General features: G+C 34.1%; 17 protein-coding genes and 1 tRNA gene. 9 read left to right on the top strand and 9 right to left on the bottom strand.

Annotated features, from left to right (window positions below; all coding sequences use genetic code 11):
* Positions 1–495: UxaA family hydrolase (locus UMM65_RS14975; RefSeq protein ID WP_321977707.1), on the bottom strand; the 495-nt coding region annotated here is incomplete at its 3' end.
* A gap of 3 nt (positions 496–498) precedes the next feature.
* A complete protein-coding gene (locus UMM65_RS14980; RefSeq protein WP_321977784.1) occupies positions 499–1,509 on the bottom strand; it encodes a zinc-binding alcohol dehydrogenase family protein in 1,011 nt (336 codons plus the stop codon).
* 512 nt (positions 1,510–2,021) lie between these two features.
* On the opposite strand from UMM65_RS14980, the gene UMM65_RS14985 reads away from it, so the two are divergent.
* The 7 genes from UMM65_RS14985 to UMM65_RS15015 all read left to right on the top strand — a co-directional run bounded on the left by UMM65_RS14985 (position 2,022) and on the right by UMM65_RS15015 (position 8,701).
* Positions 2,022–3,482: an arginine decarboxylase gene (locus UMM65_RS14985; protein WP_321977709.1), complete on the top strand. Its 1,461-nt coding sequence runs from the start codon at positions 2,022–2,024 to the stop codon at positions 3,480–3,482.
* 31 nt (positions 3,483–3,513) lie between these two features.
* A complete protein-coding gene (gene speB, locus UMM65_RS14990; protein WP_321977710.1) occupies positions 3,514–4,455 on the top strand; it encodes an agmatinase in 942 nt (313 codons plus the stop codon).
* Positions 4,445–5,419 carry a deoxyhypusine synthase family protein gene (locus tag UMM65_RS14995; RefSeq protein ID WP_321977711.1) on the top strand — a complete coding sequence of 325 codons (975 nt, stop codon included), beginning with the start codon at positions 4,445–4,447 and terminating at the stop codon, positions 5,417–5,419. The genes speB and UMM65_RS14995 overlap by 11 nt, the downstream gene beginning before the upstream one ends.
* Positions 5,420–5,520: 101 nt before the next feature.
* A complete protein-coding gene (locus tag UMM65_RS15000; RefSeq protein ID WP_321977713.1) occupies positions 5,521–7,050 on the top strand; it encodes a bifunctional GNAT family N-acetyltransferase/carbon-nitrogen hydrolase family protein in 1,530 nt (509 codons plus the stop codon).
* A 141-nt stretch (positions 7,051–7,191) separates the two neighbouring features.
* Entirely contained in the window at positions 7,192–7,707 is a 516-nt protein-coding gene (locus tag UMM65_RS15005) for a mechanosensitive ion channel domain-containing protein (protein ID WP_321977714.1), read from the top strand.
* Between the two features lie 25 nt (positions 7,708–7,732).
* Positions 7,733–7,810 (top strand) — tRNA-Pro (locus UMM65_RS15010).
* A gap of 552 nt (positions 7,811–8,362) precedes the next feature.
* Positions 8,363–8,701: a cytochrome c gene (locus UMM65_RS15015; RefSeq protein ID WP_321977715.1), complete on the top strand. Its 339-nt coding sequence runs from the start codon at positions 8,363–8,365 to the stop codon at positions 8,699–8,701.
* A 132-nt stretch (positions 8,702–8,833) separates the two neighbouring features.
* Here UMM65_RS15015 and UMM65_RS15020 read toward each other — a convergent pair whose 3' ends face one another.
* Positions 8,834–9,487, bottom strand: a complete 654-nt coding sequence (locus UMM65_RS15020) for an SIMPL domain-containing protein (protein WP_321977716.1) — start codon at positions 9,485–9,487, stop codon at positions 8,834–8,836.
* 161 nt (positions 9,488–9,648) lie between these two features.
* Entirely contained in the window at positions 9,649–10,872 is a 1,224-nt protein-coding gene (locus tag UMM65_RS15025) for a metallophosphoesterase (RefSeq protein WP_321977717.1), read from the bottom strand.
* Positions 10,873–10,970: 98 nt separating this feature from the next.
* On the opposite strand from UMM65_RS15025, the gene UMM65_RS15030 reads away from it, so the two are divergent.
* A complete protein-coding gene (locus UMM65_RS15030; RefSeq protein WP_321977718.1) occupies positions 10,971–11,270 on the top strand; it encodes an HPF/RaiA family ribosome-associated protein in 300 nt (99 codons plus the stop codon).
* 80 nt (positions 11,271–11,350) lie between these two features.
* Here UMM65_RS15030 and UMM65_RS15035 read toward each other — a convergent pair whose 3' ends face one another.
* Positions 11,351–11,842: a hypothetical protein gene (locus UMM65_RS15035; protein ID WP_321977719.1), complete on the bottom strand. Its 492-nt coding sequence runs from the start codon at positions 11,840–11,842 to the stop codon at positions 11,351–11,353.
* Positions 11,843–12,069: 227 nt separating this feature from the next.
* Here UMM65_RS15035 and trxB point away from each other — a divergent pair, with 227 nt between their 5' ends.
* Entirely contained in the window at positions 12,070–13,020 is a 951-nt protein-coding gene (gene trxB / locus UMM65_RS15040) for a thioredoxin-disulfide reductase (RefSeq protein WP_321977721.1), read from the top strand.
* 360 nt (positions 13,021–13,380) lie between these two features.
* Here the strand turns inward: trxB and UMM65_RS15045 are convergent, their stop codons facing one another.
* From UMM65_RS15045 to UMM65_RS15060, 4 genes are all read right to left on the bottom strand, one after another.
* Positions 13,381–14,088: a head GIN domain-containing protein gene (locus tag UMM65_RS15045; RefSeq protein ID WP_321977723.1), complete on the bottom strand. Its 708-nt coding sequence runs from the start codon at positions 14,086–14,088 to the stop codon at positions 13,381–13,383.
* Between the two features lie 120 nt (positions 14,089–14,208).
* Complete coding sequence (locus UMM65_RS15050; protein ID WP_321977724.1) at positions 14,209–14,691, bottom strand: nuclear transport factor 2 family protein; 483 nt, start codon at positions 14,689–14,691, stop codon at positions 14,209–14,211.
* Positions 14,692–14,697: 6 nt separating this feature from the next.
* Positions 14,698–16,506, bottom strand: coding sequence for a PspC domain-containing protein (locus UMM65_RS15055; protein ID WP_321977726.1), 1,809 nt, complete (start codon positions 16,504–16,506; stop codon positions 14,698–14,700).
* Positions 16,503–16,844 (bottom strand): PadR family transcriptional regulator, encoded by a 342-nt coding sequence (locus UMM65_RS15060; protein ID WP_321977728.1) that lies wholly within the window; start codon positions 16,842–16,844, stop codon positions 16,503–16,505. The genes UMM65_RS15055 and UMM65_RS15060 overlap by 4 nt, the downstream gene beginning before the upstream one ends.
* Positions 16,845–16,977: the final 133 nt, after the last annotated feature.

The raw sequence follows: 16,977 nt of genomic DNA on the forward strand, positions 1-16,977 counted from the left end.
TGCTTGGGTGTCAACGGCAAAATCTTTTTTGGTTTGGTAGCCTAGAGCATCAGCCAATGCTCCTTCTATCACATCAATATTTCTGTTTTCACAAAAAACCAGTGGAACGACCAACCAGTAATTAGCTGTACCCACATTACCGTCTTTTCTGTGATAACCATTAAAAGTTCTATCTTTAAATTTAGTGACATTAGGAGGCATCCACGTAAATCTTTCTATAGAATTATTATAGGATGCCGAAGCATGTTTTACATTCTCTATGGTAATGGAAGTCCCTTTTTGAATAGGTTTCGTAACTTTACCTACAAGTACCCCGTACATAAAAATTTCATCCCCAATATTGAAATCTTTCAGAGCGAATTTATGTTTTTGTTTGATGTTTTCTTTTATCGTAATCTCGGCACCATTTATCGTGGTTACCGTGCCTTCCTTTAAATCGGTTATGGCGACAATTATATTATCTCGCGGATCAAGCTGAAGGTAATTTTTCGTCATCTATTATTTAAAGTTTACCGTTGCTTTAATTACGCCGGTTTCAGGGTTTAGCCAACTATCAAAATTAGCAATCATTTCCGTATAATCCACATTATGTGTAATAAAAGATTCGGTCGGAAAACGATCTAACACATTAATAACGTATTCAAAATCTTCGGTAGTGGCATTTCTACTGCACATTAATGTCATTTCTTTGGCATGAACCGCAGGATGACTATAAGTCAATTCTCCTTTTGACAAACCAACTAATACAAATCGCCCACCATGTGCCATATAGCTAGGCCCCGCTTCCAAAGCCTCTTTATTGCCCGAAGCATCAAACACGATTGTTGCCAACTCTCCATTTGTAATTTCTAGAATCCGTTTTACAGGATCTTCAGCCACGTTTACAACATAATCAACTCCAATTTTTTCTTTAGCATATTTTAATCTGCCGTCGTTCATATCTAGGGCAATGACTTTTGCCCCTTCAATTTGTGCTAGTTTAATAATACCAATTCCTATGGGACCACAACCCACAACCACCACAAATTCGTCTTTTTTAATATTGGCACGTCTTACCGCGTGGACTCCAATTGCCAATGGTTCCACAATGGCCATTTCGTTATCAGATAAATGATTGGCAGGCAATAAAATGTTGGTCGGAACGGTAATTTGTTCTTGCATTCCGCCATCGGTATGTACGCCTAACACTTTAATGTTTGTACAACAATTAGTTTTACCATTTCTGCAAGCAATGCATTTACCGCAGCTTATATAGGGCATAATTATAACCTTATCTCCTACTTTAATACCTTTTTCATTTTCGCCAATTTCCAGTACTTCTGTTGCCAGTTCATGACCCAAAATTCTTGGATATGTAAAAAAAGCCTGATTCCCAGAATAAGCATGCAAATCGGTACCACAAATACCAACTTTATTAACCTGTAATAAAGCTTCATTGTCTTTTCTAACAGGAACTTCCCTTTCTTTTAACAGGAATTCTCCAGGTTTTTCACATACTATATATTTGATTAATCCATCTGGCATAATAATTTAAATAAAAAGATTGTTTAAACTGGCGTTATTTATTAGAACTTCACTTAAATGCAAATTACGAAAGAATTTTAAGCACAACAAAATATATTCAAACAACTAACATTTATATAACAAATCCATAATTTTAATCCCTAAAATAATTTTTAAAAAAGCTTTAACAAAAAAAATTAAAAAAAGACGGTGAATTTAATTTTTTATTACTTTTGCCCCTTAATTCGTTCTAAGAATGGACGTATTGCCATAACCAGATTGAAAACATTTTTCATATTCGTGCTTAGGAGAAAAAGGAAGTCTAATCCAAAAGCCGCTCTAGGTATAGAGAAACGAATTGTCAGGCTGACTTCTGAAACACTTACTACCATACTTCGGTTGGAGAACAATTTATTCGTTCCTTCGACCATCTTTATTTTCCGTATCTGATTTTTTTTGAAACTCCGTTGTATTTGCTATATTGAGCAAAATTAATATTCACAATTTTTTTACATATAATGAAAACGAAATACCTTGATCTTATCGATCAAACTTTTGATTTTCCGCAAGAAGAGTTTACCTTAAATAATAACGAACTTTACTTTCATGGAATTGACTTAATGAAACTCATAGAAGAATATGGTGCACCACTTAAATTTACATATCTGCCAAAAATCTCCGACAATATAAATAGAGCAAAAAGATGGTTTGCAGATGCTATAAAAGAGCATACCTATGCAGGTAACTACAACTATTGTTATTGTACAAAAAGCTCTCATTTTAAACACGTTCTTGATGAGGCCTTAAAAAATGACATTCATATTGAAACATCGTCCGCATTTGATATTGATATTGTGGAAAACCTCAAAGCTGAAGGCAAAATTGATCATGATACGTTTGTTATAAGTAATGGTTTTAAACGTGACCAATACATAAAAAATATTGCTAGGTTAATCAACAATGGTCATAAAAATTGTATTACCATCATTGACAATTACGAAGAAATCAACTTACTCAGTGATGCCATAAACGGGAAATATAATATTGGTATCCGTATTGCTTCAGAGGAAGAACCAAAGTTCGAGTTTTATACATCAAGATTAGGTATCGGATATAAAAATATAGTTCCTTTTTATAATAAGGAGATTAGGGACAACCCAAAAGTTACCCTTAAAATGCTACACTTTTTTATCAATACCGGCATACGTGATAATGCTTATTACTGGAATGAGCTATTAAAATGCATGAAGGTTTATGTGGCACTTAAAAAAGTATGCCCCAGTTTAGATAGCCTTAATATTGGCGGTGGTTTCCCAATTAAAAACTCACTTGCTTTTGATTATGATTATGCCTATATGGTAAGTGAAATTATTGGTCAGATAAAACAAACCTGTGATGAGGCCGGAGTAGATGTACCTAATATATTTACTGAATTTGGAAGCTTTACCGTAGGAGAAAGTGGCGGTGCAATTTATAAAGTGCTTTACCAAAAACAACAAAACGATCGTGAGAAATGGAATATGATAAACTCCTCTTTCATCACAACTTTACCAGACACTTGGGCTATAAACAAACGTTTTGTAATGTTAGCAATAAATGGATGGCACAAAGAATATGAGCGTGTACTTCTCGGTGGACTAACTTGCGATAGCGACGACTATTATAACAGTGAGCAACATATGAACGGCATTTATCTTCCTAAATTCAATAAAGATAAACCGTTATATATTGGCTTTTTTAATACGGGTGCTTATCAAGAAACTATTGGAGGGTTTGGAGGATTACAACATTGCCTTATACCTACACCGAAACATGTTTTAATAAATCGTGATGAAAATGGAGAATTAACTACTTCCGTGTTTGTAGAACAACAAACCTCGGAGCAACTGCTGTCCGTTTTGGGCTATAATTTCGAGATTAATAAGGACATTGCAAAAGCGGACACGGCGAAACTAGAATTAACCAAAGCAATAAAATAATTTAACTTAAAACCAATAATAAAGTATTACAATGAATACGCAAAAAACATATGCTGGCATAGAAGAGCAATATGCCAACGTAGAAACATCAAAAATTGTACTTATTCCCGTACCTTACGATGGAACAAGTACTTGGGGAAAAGGAGCTGATAAAGGTCCTGAAGCTTTTTTACATGCTTCTGAAAATATGGAACTTTACGACATTGAAACCGATAGTGAAGTATATAAACAAGGTATCTATCTTTCCGAACCTGTTACCGAAAATAGTTCACCAGAAGCTATGGTTAAAGCTGTACACACAACTACCAAAGCAAATATTATACGTAATAAATTTGTAACCTTGTTTGGTGGAGAGCACTCTATATCAATAGGTGCCATCCGAGCATTTAATGAGTGTTTTAACGATTTAACAGTACTTCAAATAGATGCACATGCAGATCTTAGAAAAGAATATGAAGGCTCAAAATACAATCACGCTTGTGCGTTGTACGAGGCCAATGAAAATACAAACCTGATTCAAGTGGGTATTCGCAGTATGGACGTTTCCGAAAAATTGGTTATGAAAGAAGAAAATGTATTCTTTGCTCATGATATGGTTACCAATGATTACTGGGTGGACAATGTTATTGAATTAATGACGGATAATGTTTATATTACTTTTGATTTGGATGCCTTGGATCCATCAATTATGCCTTCTACCGGCACACCAGAACCTGGTGGTTTACTATGGTACGAAACATTAGATTTTCTGAGAAAAGTATTCGAAGAAAAAAATGTTGTAGGTTTTGACATTGTAGAGTTATGTCCTAATGAAGTAGATAAATCATCAGATTTTCTTGCAGCCAAACTCTACTATAAAATGTTAAGTTATAAGTTTGATGAACAAGATGTAGATGACGAAAACGAAAATCTATACAATAACGAAGAAAGAAGTAATATCAACAAATTAAGATACGATCAGGATGACGATTAAAGGCCCTATTTCTCAATTTTTGGAAAAGTACTATTTACATTTTAACGCGGCCTCGGTTGTTGACGCAGCTAAAAGTTATGAAGAACAATTAACCAACGGTTCAAAAATGTTGGTATCTCTTGCAGGTGCAATGAGTACTGCAGAACTTGGAAAGATTTTTGCTGAGATCATCCGCCAAGAAAAAGTTCATATCATATCGTGTACAGGTGCTAATTTAGAAGAAGATATTATGAATTTAGTAGCACATAGCCATTACGAACGTGTGCCCAATTATCGTGATCTAACACCACAAGATGAGTGGGATTTACTGGAACGTGGGTTAAACCGCGTTACAGATACTTGTATCCCCGAAGAAGAAGCTTTTAGAAGAATTCAAGAACATATCGTAAAAATCTGGAAAGATGCAGAAGCTAAAGGAGAACGCTATTTTCCACATGAGTTTATGTACAAATTATTACTTTCCGGAGTGTTAGAAAAACATTATGAAATAGATATTAAAAATTCTTGGATGTACGCCGCGGCGAAAGCAAACCTACCTATTATAGTTCCAGGTTGGGAAGACAGTACAATGGGCAATATTTTTGCGAGTTACGTGATGAAAGGCGAACTAAAAGCAAGTACTATGAAATCGGGTATTGAATACATGACTTACTTAGCGGATTGGTATACGGAAAACTCAGAAAAAGGTATAGGTTTCTTTCAAATAGGTGGTGGTATTGCAGGAGATTTCCCTATTTGCGTGGTACCTATGCTTTACCAAGACATGGAACGTACAGATACTCCTTTTTGGAGTTATTTCTGTCAAATAAGTGACTCAACCACAAGTTATGGGTCTTATAGTGGAGCGGTACCTAATGAGAAAATTACTTGGGGCAAATTAGATATAAATACCCCTAAATTTATTATTGAAAGCGACGCCACAATTGTCGCACCATTGATATTTGCGTATTTATTGGATATGTAGCTGAAAGAAAAGGAATAATTTCTATCATATATTTACAATTATAAATTAAAAAATATTAACGCTTTAAGTACACCGAAGAAATATTCGGCACTAACAATTGGATGAAAACAAAAGACATAGAGAATATTGAACTTAAATTTCTTGACTTAGCAGATTATCAAGAACTTAAAACCGCTATGATTTCGGCGTACACAAATATGCCCAATTCCTATTGGAAAGAACACCATATAGAATCGCTTATCAATAAATTTCCGGAAGGACAAGTTGTTATTAAAATCAATGGGCAACTAGCGGGTTGTGCTCTGTCCATTATAGTTAACTACGATGATTTTGAAGATGACCACAATTATGCAGATATAACGGGTAATTATTCGTTTAGTACACATACAAATAATGGTGATGTTTTATATGGAATAGATGTTTTTATTAAACCCGAATTTAGAGGATTGCGTTTAGGGAGAAGACTTTATGATTATCGTAAAGAGGTATGTGAAAAATTGAATCTTAAAGGTATCGCCTTTGGCGGAAGAATGCCCAATTACAGCAAATATTCGACTAAAATTTCACCAAAAGAATATATTGAGAAGGTAAAACGTAAAGAAATAAATGACCCCGTTTTAAACTTTCAGATTTCAAACGATTTTCATCCTACCAAAGTAATACAAGGATACTTGGAGGGTGATGAAGCTTCCGGAGAATTTGCCATATTGATGGAATGGGACAACATTTACTATAAAAAGCCCACTAAAAAAGCAACTACAAAGAAAAAGGTTGTACGTCTTGGTTTGATACAATGGCAAATGCGTCCTTATAAAGATTTAGAAGAACTGCTCAATCAGGCAGAGTATTTTATTGATGCCGTAGCTGGTTACAGATCAGATTTTGCTATGTTTCCAGAGTTTTTTAATGCACCGTTAATGGCAAAAGACAATCATTTAAGTACGCCAGAGGCTATTAGGGAATTGGCGAAGCATACAGAGGCCATAGTGAATAAATTTTCTGAGTTTTCTATATCTTATAACACCAATATCATTTCGGGTAGTATGCCAGAAATGAGAGACGGCCGTTTATACAATGTGGGTTATTTATGCCGTAGAGATGGCACGGTAGAACGTTACGAGAAACTACACGTTACTCCGGACGAAGCAAAAGTTTGGGGCATGCAAGGAGGCAATACCATAAAAGCGTTTGACACGGATTGCGGTAAAATAGGGGTTCTCATTTGTTATGATTCTGAATTTCCTGAGCTAAGCAGATTACTTGCGGACGAGGGTATGGATATTCTTTTTGTTCCATTTTTAACGGATACTCAAAATGGATACTCAAGAGTAAGACATTGTTCACAGGCAAGAGCCATAGAGAACGAATGCTATGTAGCCATTGCGGGGAGTGTAGGAAATTTGCCCAATGTTGAAAACATGGACATTCAATTTGCACAATCTATGGTGTTTACACCTTGTGATTTTTCGTTCCCTACAAACGGAATAAAAGCGGAAGCCACACCAAATACAGAAATGATACTGATTGCTGATGTAGATATTGATCTTCTTAGGGAATTAAACCAATTTGGTGCCGTAAAAAACCTTAGGGACAGAAGATTAGATTTGTTTGAACTTAAGAAAAAACAATAGTGAAATACGCACAGCTTATTCTGGTAAAAATGCTTCTATAACAAAAAAGTAAATATTATTAAAGCGACTCTTCCCTTTTTTTCATAGACAACTATAATAATTATTAATTTTGCGGTTTATTTTTTAACAAAAAGATATCTAATGATCATCGCGTACAAATATCAAATTCTATTGACCATAGTTTTAATTGTAGTATTATTAATTATAGGGCAATTGGTTAAATTAACAATTAAAAAATTCACAACTTTAAAGTCTATTGACTTAAATAGAAGAAAGATTATTTTAAATTTACATTATCTTATTCTCTATATAGTATTCGTTGTTTTTATAGCAATTATCTGGGGTGTCGAACCCAGGGAATTTACCGTATTTATATCTTCTATCCTAGCGGTACTCGGTGTTGGTTTTTTTGCTCAATGGTCTATTTTATCTAATCTTACGGCAAGTGTTATTTTATTTTTCAGTCATCCGGTAAGAATAGGTCACAGAATAAGAATTATAGATAAAGATTATGATTGGATAGGTACCGTTATGGATATTTCTGGATTTTTCCTTTTCATGAAAACAGATAAAGGAGAAAACATAACCATACCAAATTCTATAGTTTTACAACACGGCATTGAAATTTTAGATGATACTGACGATGATATTGGATAATATTTCTATTTTTGCCAACCAATCTCGGGGTGTAGCTTAGTCCGGTTAAAGTGCTGGTCTGGGGGACCAGAGATCGGAGGTTCGAATCCTCTCACCCCGACCATGAAAAGTCTAAAATCATTTGATTTTAGACTTTTTTGTTTGAATGAGATTGAAGTTTACTTCAAGCCGAAATGAAGACAAAAAAGTCTATAAATTGTGATAGCAATTTGACTTTTCATGAGCAACAAAATTATTAAAGGATCACGACCAAAGTGAGTAATCCTCTCACCCCGACCATCGAAACCTAAAAATCTTTAGATTTTTAGGTTTTTTATTTGTAAGCGTTGCCATCGAAAGATGAGCACAAACATTACAAAAAAAAACATGATAGTATTTAGGTTTTGACGAGCAACATACTCTTTTTGAGAACCACATCCAAAGGGAGTAATCCTCCTGCCCAATCATAAAAAGACTAAAAATCATAAACTATTGTTAAAAGAAACAAACCAAACAATTTTATAGAACCTAACGTGTTTTATTAATAAAGAAATAAAGATATTTTAATTCCCTTTAAAAAAGTCGGTTCTTAGGAATCGGCTTTTTTGTTTTTAAACTGAAAATCAAATATTAATTTAAAAAATCAGTTACTATATTAAACCGTAGACAAAACATCATGAAAAATATTCTTATTGTTTTCATTTCAATTTTTGCTTTTATGCTTGTTTCGTGTACATCAGATGGTGATGACCCTATAGATCAACCAGTAAAGAATATTACTTATAAAGACAATATAAAAAGTATAATTGATAGTAAATGTATAAGTTGTCATGCCAGCACACCCAATAGCGGTGCTCCGATGGCTTTGGTTACGCTACAGCAAGTTAAAGAAGCCGTTGAGAATAGAGATTTAATTGGTAGAGTAGCAAACGGCTCAATGCCCCCAGGGAATGAAGATTTAACGGCTGCTCAAATACAGTTAATTAAGGATTGGGAGAAAAACAGTTTTAAGTAAAACAGTTATTGAGTTAATTGTTATTCGGTGGGGACGCTTAATAATTCAAAAATAAGTTCTTAAACAACTAGAACGTAAAAAAAGGGTCGATTCGTAACGAATCGACCCTTTTTTTTGACTTTAAGATTAAAATTATTGTAATTCGTACCTTACGCTTACGCTAAAGATATGGTCGGTAAGATCTCTTGTGCTATAAAATCCTCTTTTACTTTCTTCTTTATAGTTGTTAAGGGATAATATTCCACCAATTTTCTTTCCTGCACTTTTTGCAATAATTTCAGCTCTGGTTTTAGCATCAGCAATAGCTTTACTAGACAGTTCTCCAACTTGTTGAGAAGATAAATCTTTATAATGAACATATTTCTCATTCACATTTACACCTGAAAAACCTACCGATAACAATTCAATAAATTTTTCTTGCGAAGTGGTTTCAAATTGGTAGACCATTCCTTTTTTTCTGTAGCCCATAGCGGTATAAGCCAACTCATCTTCTTTTAGTTTAGTAATGTCAACATTGCTGTTTTTTAATTTACCGAAGTAATCACTTTTAATTTTTTCGAAAGTTATATTTTCGTCATAACTGCTATACGCTAAATCTTCAGATACAACAATTGTGGCGGAATATTTTTCAACCTCTCTAGAATACTCTACTTGTCCACTGCTATCAATATAAGGTTTATCTATCTGAGCAAAAGAAAAAGAACTTACCATCACAAAAAATAATGCTAAAAATTTTGCATTTATTAAATATTTGATCATAGATGGGTTAGTGTTTACTGTTTTCATGTTTTTAAATTTTAGGTTATTTATTTTTATTGTTTGATTAAAGTTTTACATTACAAAAGTGCAATATAAATAATAATGATATAACACTTTTTTCAGGTAAATATTTTACCCCTGAAAAAAGGGACATGTTTTGAGTAACGAGTAAAAATGTTTAAAAATTGTCAATCATTACTCATCAATTCAATTAACGTTATTTCTGGTCGCATGCCCAACCTGCCAGGAAAACCCAACCAACCCAAACCTCTGTTAACATATAAGTATTGATTTTTATGTTTGTATAAACCCGCCCAATGTTTGTATTTATATTTAATGGGACTCCATTCTTTATTTTTTAAATTAAACCCAGCTTGCATGCCATGGGTATGCCCCGAAAGTGTCAAGGCAATATCTGTTTTCTCGATTACCTCTTCTGCCCAATGAGAAGGATCGTGAGATAACAATATTTTAAACGAAACAAATTTTCCTGTTTCTAGTGCCTTATCTAGATTACCATACTGTTTAAAAGGTGGTTTGCCCCAATTTTCTACGCCAACAATTACAATTTCTTCTGATTCTTTCGAGATAACAACAGCGTCATTCATTAATAAAGTAAAATCAATTTTTTTAAAGAAATATTTAATCGATTCAAAATTCGATTGTTTTGCTTTTTTGGTTTTCCATTGGCTGTAATCTCCATAATCATGATTGCCCAGAACTGCAAATTTACCTCGTTTGGCTTTCAGCTTTTTAAAAACTTTGGCCCATCCTTTCAGTTCCCAGGCGTAATTATTGACCATATCTCCCGTAAAAAAAATAAGATCAGGTTCTAAATCATTTATCTGATTTACTGCCTTTTCCAGAATTTTATATCTGTAATTAAAACTCCCTATATGTATATCGGAAATTTGAACGATTTTTAAGCCCTCAAATTTTTTTGGTAAATTTTCAAAAACAATTTCAATATTATGAATCTTAAACCGATATGCGGCCTTAAAGATGGCGTAGATAATAGCAAAAAAAGGTAACAACCCTGAAAGCAGGGCAAGGATTATTACAAAAATCATCCAATTGGAATTCAAAGATAAAGAGTTTGTAAAATAAATGATAGCAATGGCAAAAACAAAAATTATTTTGGGAACAAAAGAAGAAATGGTTAAGCCGTACAATCTAGAAATCAACAATTGTTTTCTACCCACGTGAATGGAATCCATCCTACTCTTTAGTACTAATATGGCCGTTATTAAACCTATTGTAAAAATCCAAAAAACCAATTTGACAGCAATTTTAACCAATGGCAGTAAATTGGTATGCTCTAGTATGGACCTTAGCCCCATAAATGCCAATATATCAATTGCTAAAATGGCTAAGCATAATAAAACAATTGTAAAAAAAGAATAGGACCTCATTTTTTAAGATTATTATAACAATATAATTTTTTTATATAAGATTAGAGTATTAAATTTAACTATTATTAAATGAAGTTCAAATTTTAAAAGATAGAAAAATGGAAGTAATTGTTCAATTCGTAAAAATGCCAACTAGTGAGACCATGGAAACCTTTGTAAAAGAACGTTTAGAAAAATTAGAAAAAAAATATGATTGGATTATTAAAGCAGATGTATCTTATAAATTGGAAAACGACCCGACCGGTAAGGGCAAAATATGCGATATTAGGTTGAGCATTCCTGGGCCTCGGATTTTTGCAACCTCTGACGAAAAAAGCTGGGAAGCTGCCACCGACGAAACCATTAGAGACCTGGAAATTCAGTTAAAAAAACGAAAAGCCATTATGGCCACACATTAATATTGTTTTAGTATTTTATCCTACTGAATATGTGAACAATTCGAGCAAATCAAAACATAATCTGCTCGAATTGTTTTCGTTTAGAACTGATACCTTAAGCCTAATGCAACATCCAAACCTAAATCGTCATATCCGTTTACCACACCAAACTCCGGTCTAAAATCTAACGATATCAGTAAAGGTATATCAAAGTTGTATTCAATACCAATATTTCCGTCCGCATTAATAAAAAAACCATCATCGTCATCATCAAACTTGTCATTTTTATAATTACGGTCCCATGTGCCAACTCCGGCACCAAAGCCTGCATACCAATTAAAACCTCCATCAATGTTCCATACCCATTGGTAAATACCGGAAAGTTTCCAAGCATCACTGTATCTGGTGTTTCTAAAACCAAGATCAAGCTCTAACCTATTCCTGTTTTTTAATTTTTTCTGATAAGATACCTCGCCACCAAAACCATCATTATCTCCAACTCTAATACCTATGGCGTGAGAGGAGATTTCTTGTGCCGATGATTGATACATAAACCCTACTAATAAAACAACTGCAATAAAAACTTTTTTCATAATTTTTTTATTTAATTATTATAAAACATAAGAGCACAAAGGTAATAAAGAGATTTATCTCCCTTAACTCATTTAATACGAAATATAGTTCAAATGATATTCATGAGTATTTATTGATTAGCCAGTTATATATAAAAATATCTTATTTACGAATTTGAAAAAATGATGGAAACTAACTTGAATAGCCATAAAAATATTCTAAATTTGCTGTTCTAAAATTAAACCCCATGTCAGAAACTACAGAAAGATTAAAATGCCTAATTATTGGTTCTGGCCCTGCCGGATATGCAGCTGCTATTTATGCCGCCAGAGCAGATTTAAAACCGGTAATTTATACTGGGTTGGAACCAGGTGGACAATTAACCACCACAACCGAAGTTGATAACTATCCCGGTTACCCTGATGGCGTTGATGGCACAATGATGATGGAAGATTTTAAAAAACAAGCCGAACGTTTTGATACCGAAGTACGGTTCGGAATGGCCACCAAAGTAGATTTTAGCGATAAAGTTGGAGGCATACACAAAGTAACTATTGACGGTGCTAAAGAAATAGAAGCTGAAACCATAATTATTTCTACCGGGGCTACCGCTAAATATTTAGGTCTGGAGAGTGAAGAAAGATTAAAAGGTGGTGGGGTTTCCGCATGTGCCACTTGTGATGGATTTTTCTATAAAGGACAGGATGTTGTGGTAGTTGGTGGTGGCGATACCGCTGCCGAAGAGTCTACTTTCTTAGCCAAATTATGCAAAAAAGTAACCCTTTTAGTGCGTCGTGATGAAATGAGAGCTTCAAAAGCGATGCAACACAGAGTTAATAATACCAAAAATTTAGAAGTTCTGTACTTTACCGAATTGGATGAAGTATTGGGAGATCAAGTTGTTGAAGGTGTAAGAATAGTAAATAACCAAACTGGTGAAAAACGTGAAATTGAAGTAACCGGTGTTTTCATTGCCATAGGTCACAAACCCAATACCGACTTGTTTAAAGGTATTTTAGAAATGGACGAATCCGGTTATTTGATTACCAAAGGTAAATCTACCAAAACCAAATTACCAGGTGTTTTTGCGGCTGGTGATGTACAGGACAAAGAATACAGACAAGCTGTTACCGCAGCAGGTACGGGCTGTATGGCGGCTTTAGATGCCGAACGCTATTTAGCAGCCTTAGAAAATTAAAATAGACATAACACGCAAGACTTTTATAGGTTGATTATCTGTAGCGTCCGGTAAAGATGAAGCATAACCGTGAGAAGCCTCGCAATACATGGCGTCCCTACGGGACGCTACTTTTTACGGGTTCTGTTTTTTTACCCATATTTCATGCCTAACGGCATATATGCCCCAGCGGGGCAACATATTGGTAAACAACAAGATTCTATTAAACCAATGTCCCGTAGGGACATCATATAATTTTTAACCGGACATTACTGGTTGATTATCTAATAAAAAGAGGCTGTTTCAATGTAAAACAGCCTCTTTTTTCAACAAAAAATGGAAAAACAACTTGTTTGGTTAGTTTTCTAAATTTTTCTCACTCTATCCTCTGATACTCCCTCCAGAAGAACTACTTTTTTTAACTTCAGTCGGGTTTCCCGAATATCTAATTCCACCACCACTACTGGCAGCAGCATTTAATTTATCGGTTACGTTCACTGAAATATCCGCTCCACTGGAAACAGCGGCATTACAGGTTTTAGTAGTCAATTCTTTTGCCCTTATATTGCTTCCACTTGATGAGCTGGCAATAAAATGCCCTGCATTCCCTTTTAGTCTGGCATCTGAACCACTACTCGTGTTGCAAGATAAATTGCCAACATCTAGCATCAACCTAACATCTGCACCACTTGAAACCCTAATATCAAAATCACCCGCGGATATCGTGTTTTCCGAAATTACCTCAGATCCGCTCGTCGCTTTTATTTTATTGATGTTTTCAGCGGTTAAATACACTTTTCTCGCCTTGGCACTCCATATATTTTCTTCAGAATAAATGCGTAAAACACCATCTTCCGCCTCGGTTATGATAATGTCATGTAAGTTCTCATCTGCTTCAAGCGATAATGAGGTAGCATCGCTCATTGTTAAGCGAACCTCAATACCATGGCTTACCGTGATAGCATCAAAATCAGAGGAAATCTTTCTATCTTGTGTAACAACATTTCTGTTTCCCTTAACACCATCCATAAAACAGGAGGCCGTTAAGAACAGGACTAATACTGCCGAAATTTTAAATAAATTTTTCATTTGTTTGGATTTAAGTTTATATTTTTATTTGATTAGTTCAAATTTCCGTCATAAGAATTATTTAAACAATTTTTAGTTTCTGAATTGTGTGTTTTCTAGGATGAATTGTTAATTATGGAACTAATTTATTTCTGTTTTGTGGTTATAGCTCAACACTCTTTTTAACAACCACTTATCATTTTTAAGTATCCATAAATGCGTGAAAAGTGCAATGCTTGTTCTTTTTTCGTTTTCATAGAACCGATGTGTTCCTTTTTGAATGGCACCGTATAATTTCCCATTGCTATCATTTAAAGGAAAAACCTCTAAAGTTTCTTCTAACAACTCTCTACGAAGTTTATGTGACGATTTGCACAAACCATTTTTGGTATTCTCTAAAAAAGCATCCTTTCCTTCCATTAGGCCTGCTTTGTCATGATAGAATTCTAGATCGTCATGAATAAGAGTTGACAAAATTTTGAGATTACAAGTATTAAAGCTCGAATCGAAAATCAAACTGTCGTTTGTTTTTAAGATATTATAGAGCTCAGAAGATTTCTCCACTTGAGATATTGTTGATAAGGAAATTAAAAGAAAAACGACAACTATTATATGCTTTTTCATCTGGATTTATTGTATAATTACACCTTCTTTATCTAGCTTAATTTCTGCTTTTTCCCCATTATCATTAATTTCAACTTTTAGACTATCCTTGCTAAGATTTATGTTAACGCCATCTTTAACTTCAATAATAGTATCTTTTTCATCATCATCAATATTTTCAGCTTTTGGCGGTGGGCAATCCAAACATTCTAGGCCTTCATCGGTCATTTTAAAATAATGTTTTACCATGTCCCTACTGTACATATTATTGGTGGTTCTTAAGTTTCTAAGAAATACCCTAGCTGATTCATCGAAATAAACAACTTGATTTTCAGGTATATATAAATTTATTATTAAGTCCTGATTTCTAAATGTATTTCTACTGTCCGTTAAAAAATAACTGTTAAATATTAAGTTCTTACTAGATTGTTGATAATCGTACTCAATACGTTCTGCATTTTCCCTTGCTATCAAACGTGTTCTGCCGTTAGCTCTTTTATAAATTTTGGTATAAGCCTCGGTACTATCTGATTTTCTGATGGAAATATTTACATCGTTAGAGTAAAACTTAATTTCATCATTGGCATCTAGTACTTTTTTGAAAAATATACGATGATTAAAATTATTGTTACTGGACAAATCTTCGTTATCGACCATTTTTATGGTTATCGTATCCATTGATGAAATATTTAACTCATTTTTTTCTATAGATGAACCTTCATGTGCAAATTCAGCTCCTTGTCTTATTCCTAAATAAATAACAGAGAACAATGCAATAATCCAAATAGCGAATAAAACTAATTTCGTTGTTCTACTCAATATTTTAGACTTGTTGGATAAAATAAACAGTCCTAAAATGAAAAGCATAAAAAGCGGAACACCAGCTAAAATCAAAGCCAGTAATGACATTACCCAAATTGGTGCAACCGTAACATCAATTAGTTCCAAGTCGCCATTAAAAATACCATCTACACCAATAAAACTTGCAGTACCCGCAGTAAACAAACTGATAACCAATGCAATTAATCCTATTACCGAACCTACAATAAACATTACGCCTATAAACTTACCGATGACCATAAAAAAGGCTACAATTATTTTACCAATGGTATCGATAAAATCTTGCAACCCAGATCTTGCCCTACTTCCGCTCCTTCTTAGGTCTTTTTTTTTTACAGCATTTGAAACGTTCTCATAACCCTCTTTAACCGCATCAGTAACCTCTCCGGCCGCTCCTTTTACACGTTCGGAAACATCTTCAAATTCTGCCCTGATTTTCTTTTCAATGTTAGAAATTGTAACCGCTTCACCTTCCATTTGTAATTTATCTGCCGTAGTTCTAGCCTCTGGCAATAAAATCCATAGAATAATATAGAGTAATGGCCCAAAGCCTAGTCCAAATGTAGCAACCAGCCACGCAATTCTAATCCAAATTGCATCTACATCAAAATAATGTGCAATACCTGATGATACACCACCAATAAATTTATCATCTCCGTCTCTAAATAATTTTTTCTTGGTAGATTTTTTCTTATAATTTCTACCTGAATCATCGGTAAACAGCTCTTCATCTATCATATAATCTTCGGGTTGCCCCATTACGGCAATTACCTCGTCAATATCAATTTCGCTAATAACCTGCCTTGGGTCTTTAACCCTTTCTGAAAGCAGTTCGCTTATACGCGATTCAATATCATTGATAATTTCATCCCTACCCTGTGGGTCGTCGCTCAATGAACGACGTATAGCATCTAAATATCTTCTTAATTTTTGATACGCTTCTTCATCAATATGAAAAAAGATTCCTCCTAAATTTATATTAATTGTCTTGTTCATTTTTTTGTTGATTTTTTGCTAGTTACTGTATCTACAGCTAGGACAAGTTCTGCCCAAGTTGTGTTTAATTCTTTTAAAAATATTGTGCCTGTTTCGGTTAACCCATAATATTTTCTTGGTGGGCCCGATGTGGACTCTTCCCAACGATAACTTAACAGACCTGCATTTTTAAGTCTTGTTAACAATGGATAAATTGTGCCCTCAACAACAAGCAATTTAGCATCTTTAAGGCTAGAGAGAATTTCATTGGTATACGCTTCTCCATCTTGTAATATGGAAAGGATGCAAAATTCCAACACGCCTTTTCGCATTTGTGCTTTTGTGTTTTCTATCTTCATTCTGTTTTCATTTAATTACTAATTACCATTAAAATAAGATTAATCAGGTAAATAAGTAATGTTGTTAAAATTTGTATCATTATACTTAGTTTTGGTTTGTTTAGCCCCTCTTCAACCCTCCCCACAAGGGAGG

The organism is Aureibaculum koreense (genome assembly GCF_034296135.1).
Lineage (GTDB): Bacteria > Bacteroidota > Bacteroidia > Flavobacteriales > Flavobacteriaceae > Aureibaculum.

What these genes read in the sequence shown, in the direction of transcription:
- UMM65_RS15060 (WP_321977728.1), bottom strand. Translation starts at nt 16,844, where the DNA reads ATGAAGATAGAAAACACAAAAGCACAAATGCGAAAAGGCGTGTTGGAA.
- UMM65_RS15035 (WP_321977719.1), bottom strand. Translation starts at nt 11,842, where the DNA reads ATGAAAAAAGTTTTTATTGCAGTTGTTTTATTAGTAGGGTTTATGTAT.
- UMM65_RS15045 (WP_321977723.1), bottom strand. Translation starts at nt 14,088, where the DNA reads ATGAAAAATTTATTTAAAATTTCGGCAGTATTAGTCCTGTTCTTAACG.
- UMM65_RS15055 (WP_321977726.1), bottom strand. Translation starts at nt 16,506, where the DNA reads ATGAACAAGACAATTAATATAAATTTAGGAGGAATCTTTTTTCATATT.
- UMM65_RS14995 (WP_321977711.1), top strand. Translation starts at nt 4,445, where the DNA reads ATGACGATTAAAGGCCCTATTTCTCAATTTTTGGAAAAGTACTATTTA.
- UMM65_RS15015 (WP_321977715.1), top strand. Translation starts at nt 8,363, where the DNA reads ATGAAAAATATTCTTATTGTTTTCATTTCAATTTTTGCTTTTATGCTT.
- UMM65_RS14985 (WP_321977709.1), top strand. Translation starts at nt 2,022, where the DNA reads ATGAAAACGAAATACCTTGATCTTATCGATCAAACTTTTGATTTTCCG.
- UMM65_RS15025 (WP_321977717.1), bottom strand. Translation starts at nt 10,872, where the DNA reads ATGAGGTCCTATTCTTTTTTTACAATTGTTTTATTATGCTTAGCCATT.
- UMM65_RS15030 (WP_321977718.1), top strand. Translation starts at nt 10,971, where the DNA reads ATGGAAGTAATTGTTCAATTCGTAAAAATGCCAACTAGTGAGACCATG.
- UMM65_RS15005 (WP_321977714.1), top strand. Translation starts at nt 7,192, where the DNA reads ATGATCATCGCGTACAAATATCAAATTCTATTGACCATAGTTTTAATT.
- trxB (WP_321977721.1), top strand. Translation starts at nt 12,070, where the DNA reads ATGTCAGAAACTACAGAAAGATTAAAATGCCTAATTATTGGTTCTGGC.
- UMM65_RS15050 (WP_321977724.1), bottom strand. Translation starts at nt 14,691, where the DNA reads ATGAAAAAGCATATAATAGTTGTCGTTTTTCTTTTAATTTCCTTATCA.
- speB (WP_321977710.1), top strand. Translation starts at nt 3,514, where the DNA reads ATGAATACGCAAAAAACATATGCTGGCATAGAAGAGCAATATGCCAAC.
- UMM65_RS15020 (WP_321977716.1), bottom strand. Translation starts at nt 9,487, where the DNA reads ATGAAAACAGTAAACACTAACCCATCTATGATCAAATATTTAATAAAT.
- UMM65_RS15000 (WP_321977713.1), top strand. Translation starts at nt 5,521, where the DNA reads ATGAAAACAAAAGACATAGAGAATATTGAACTTAAATTTCTTGACTTA.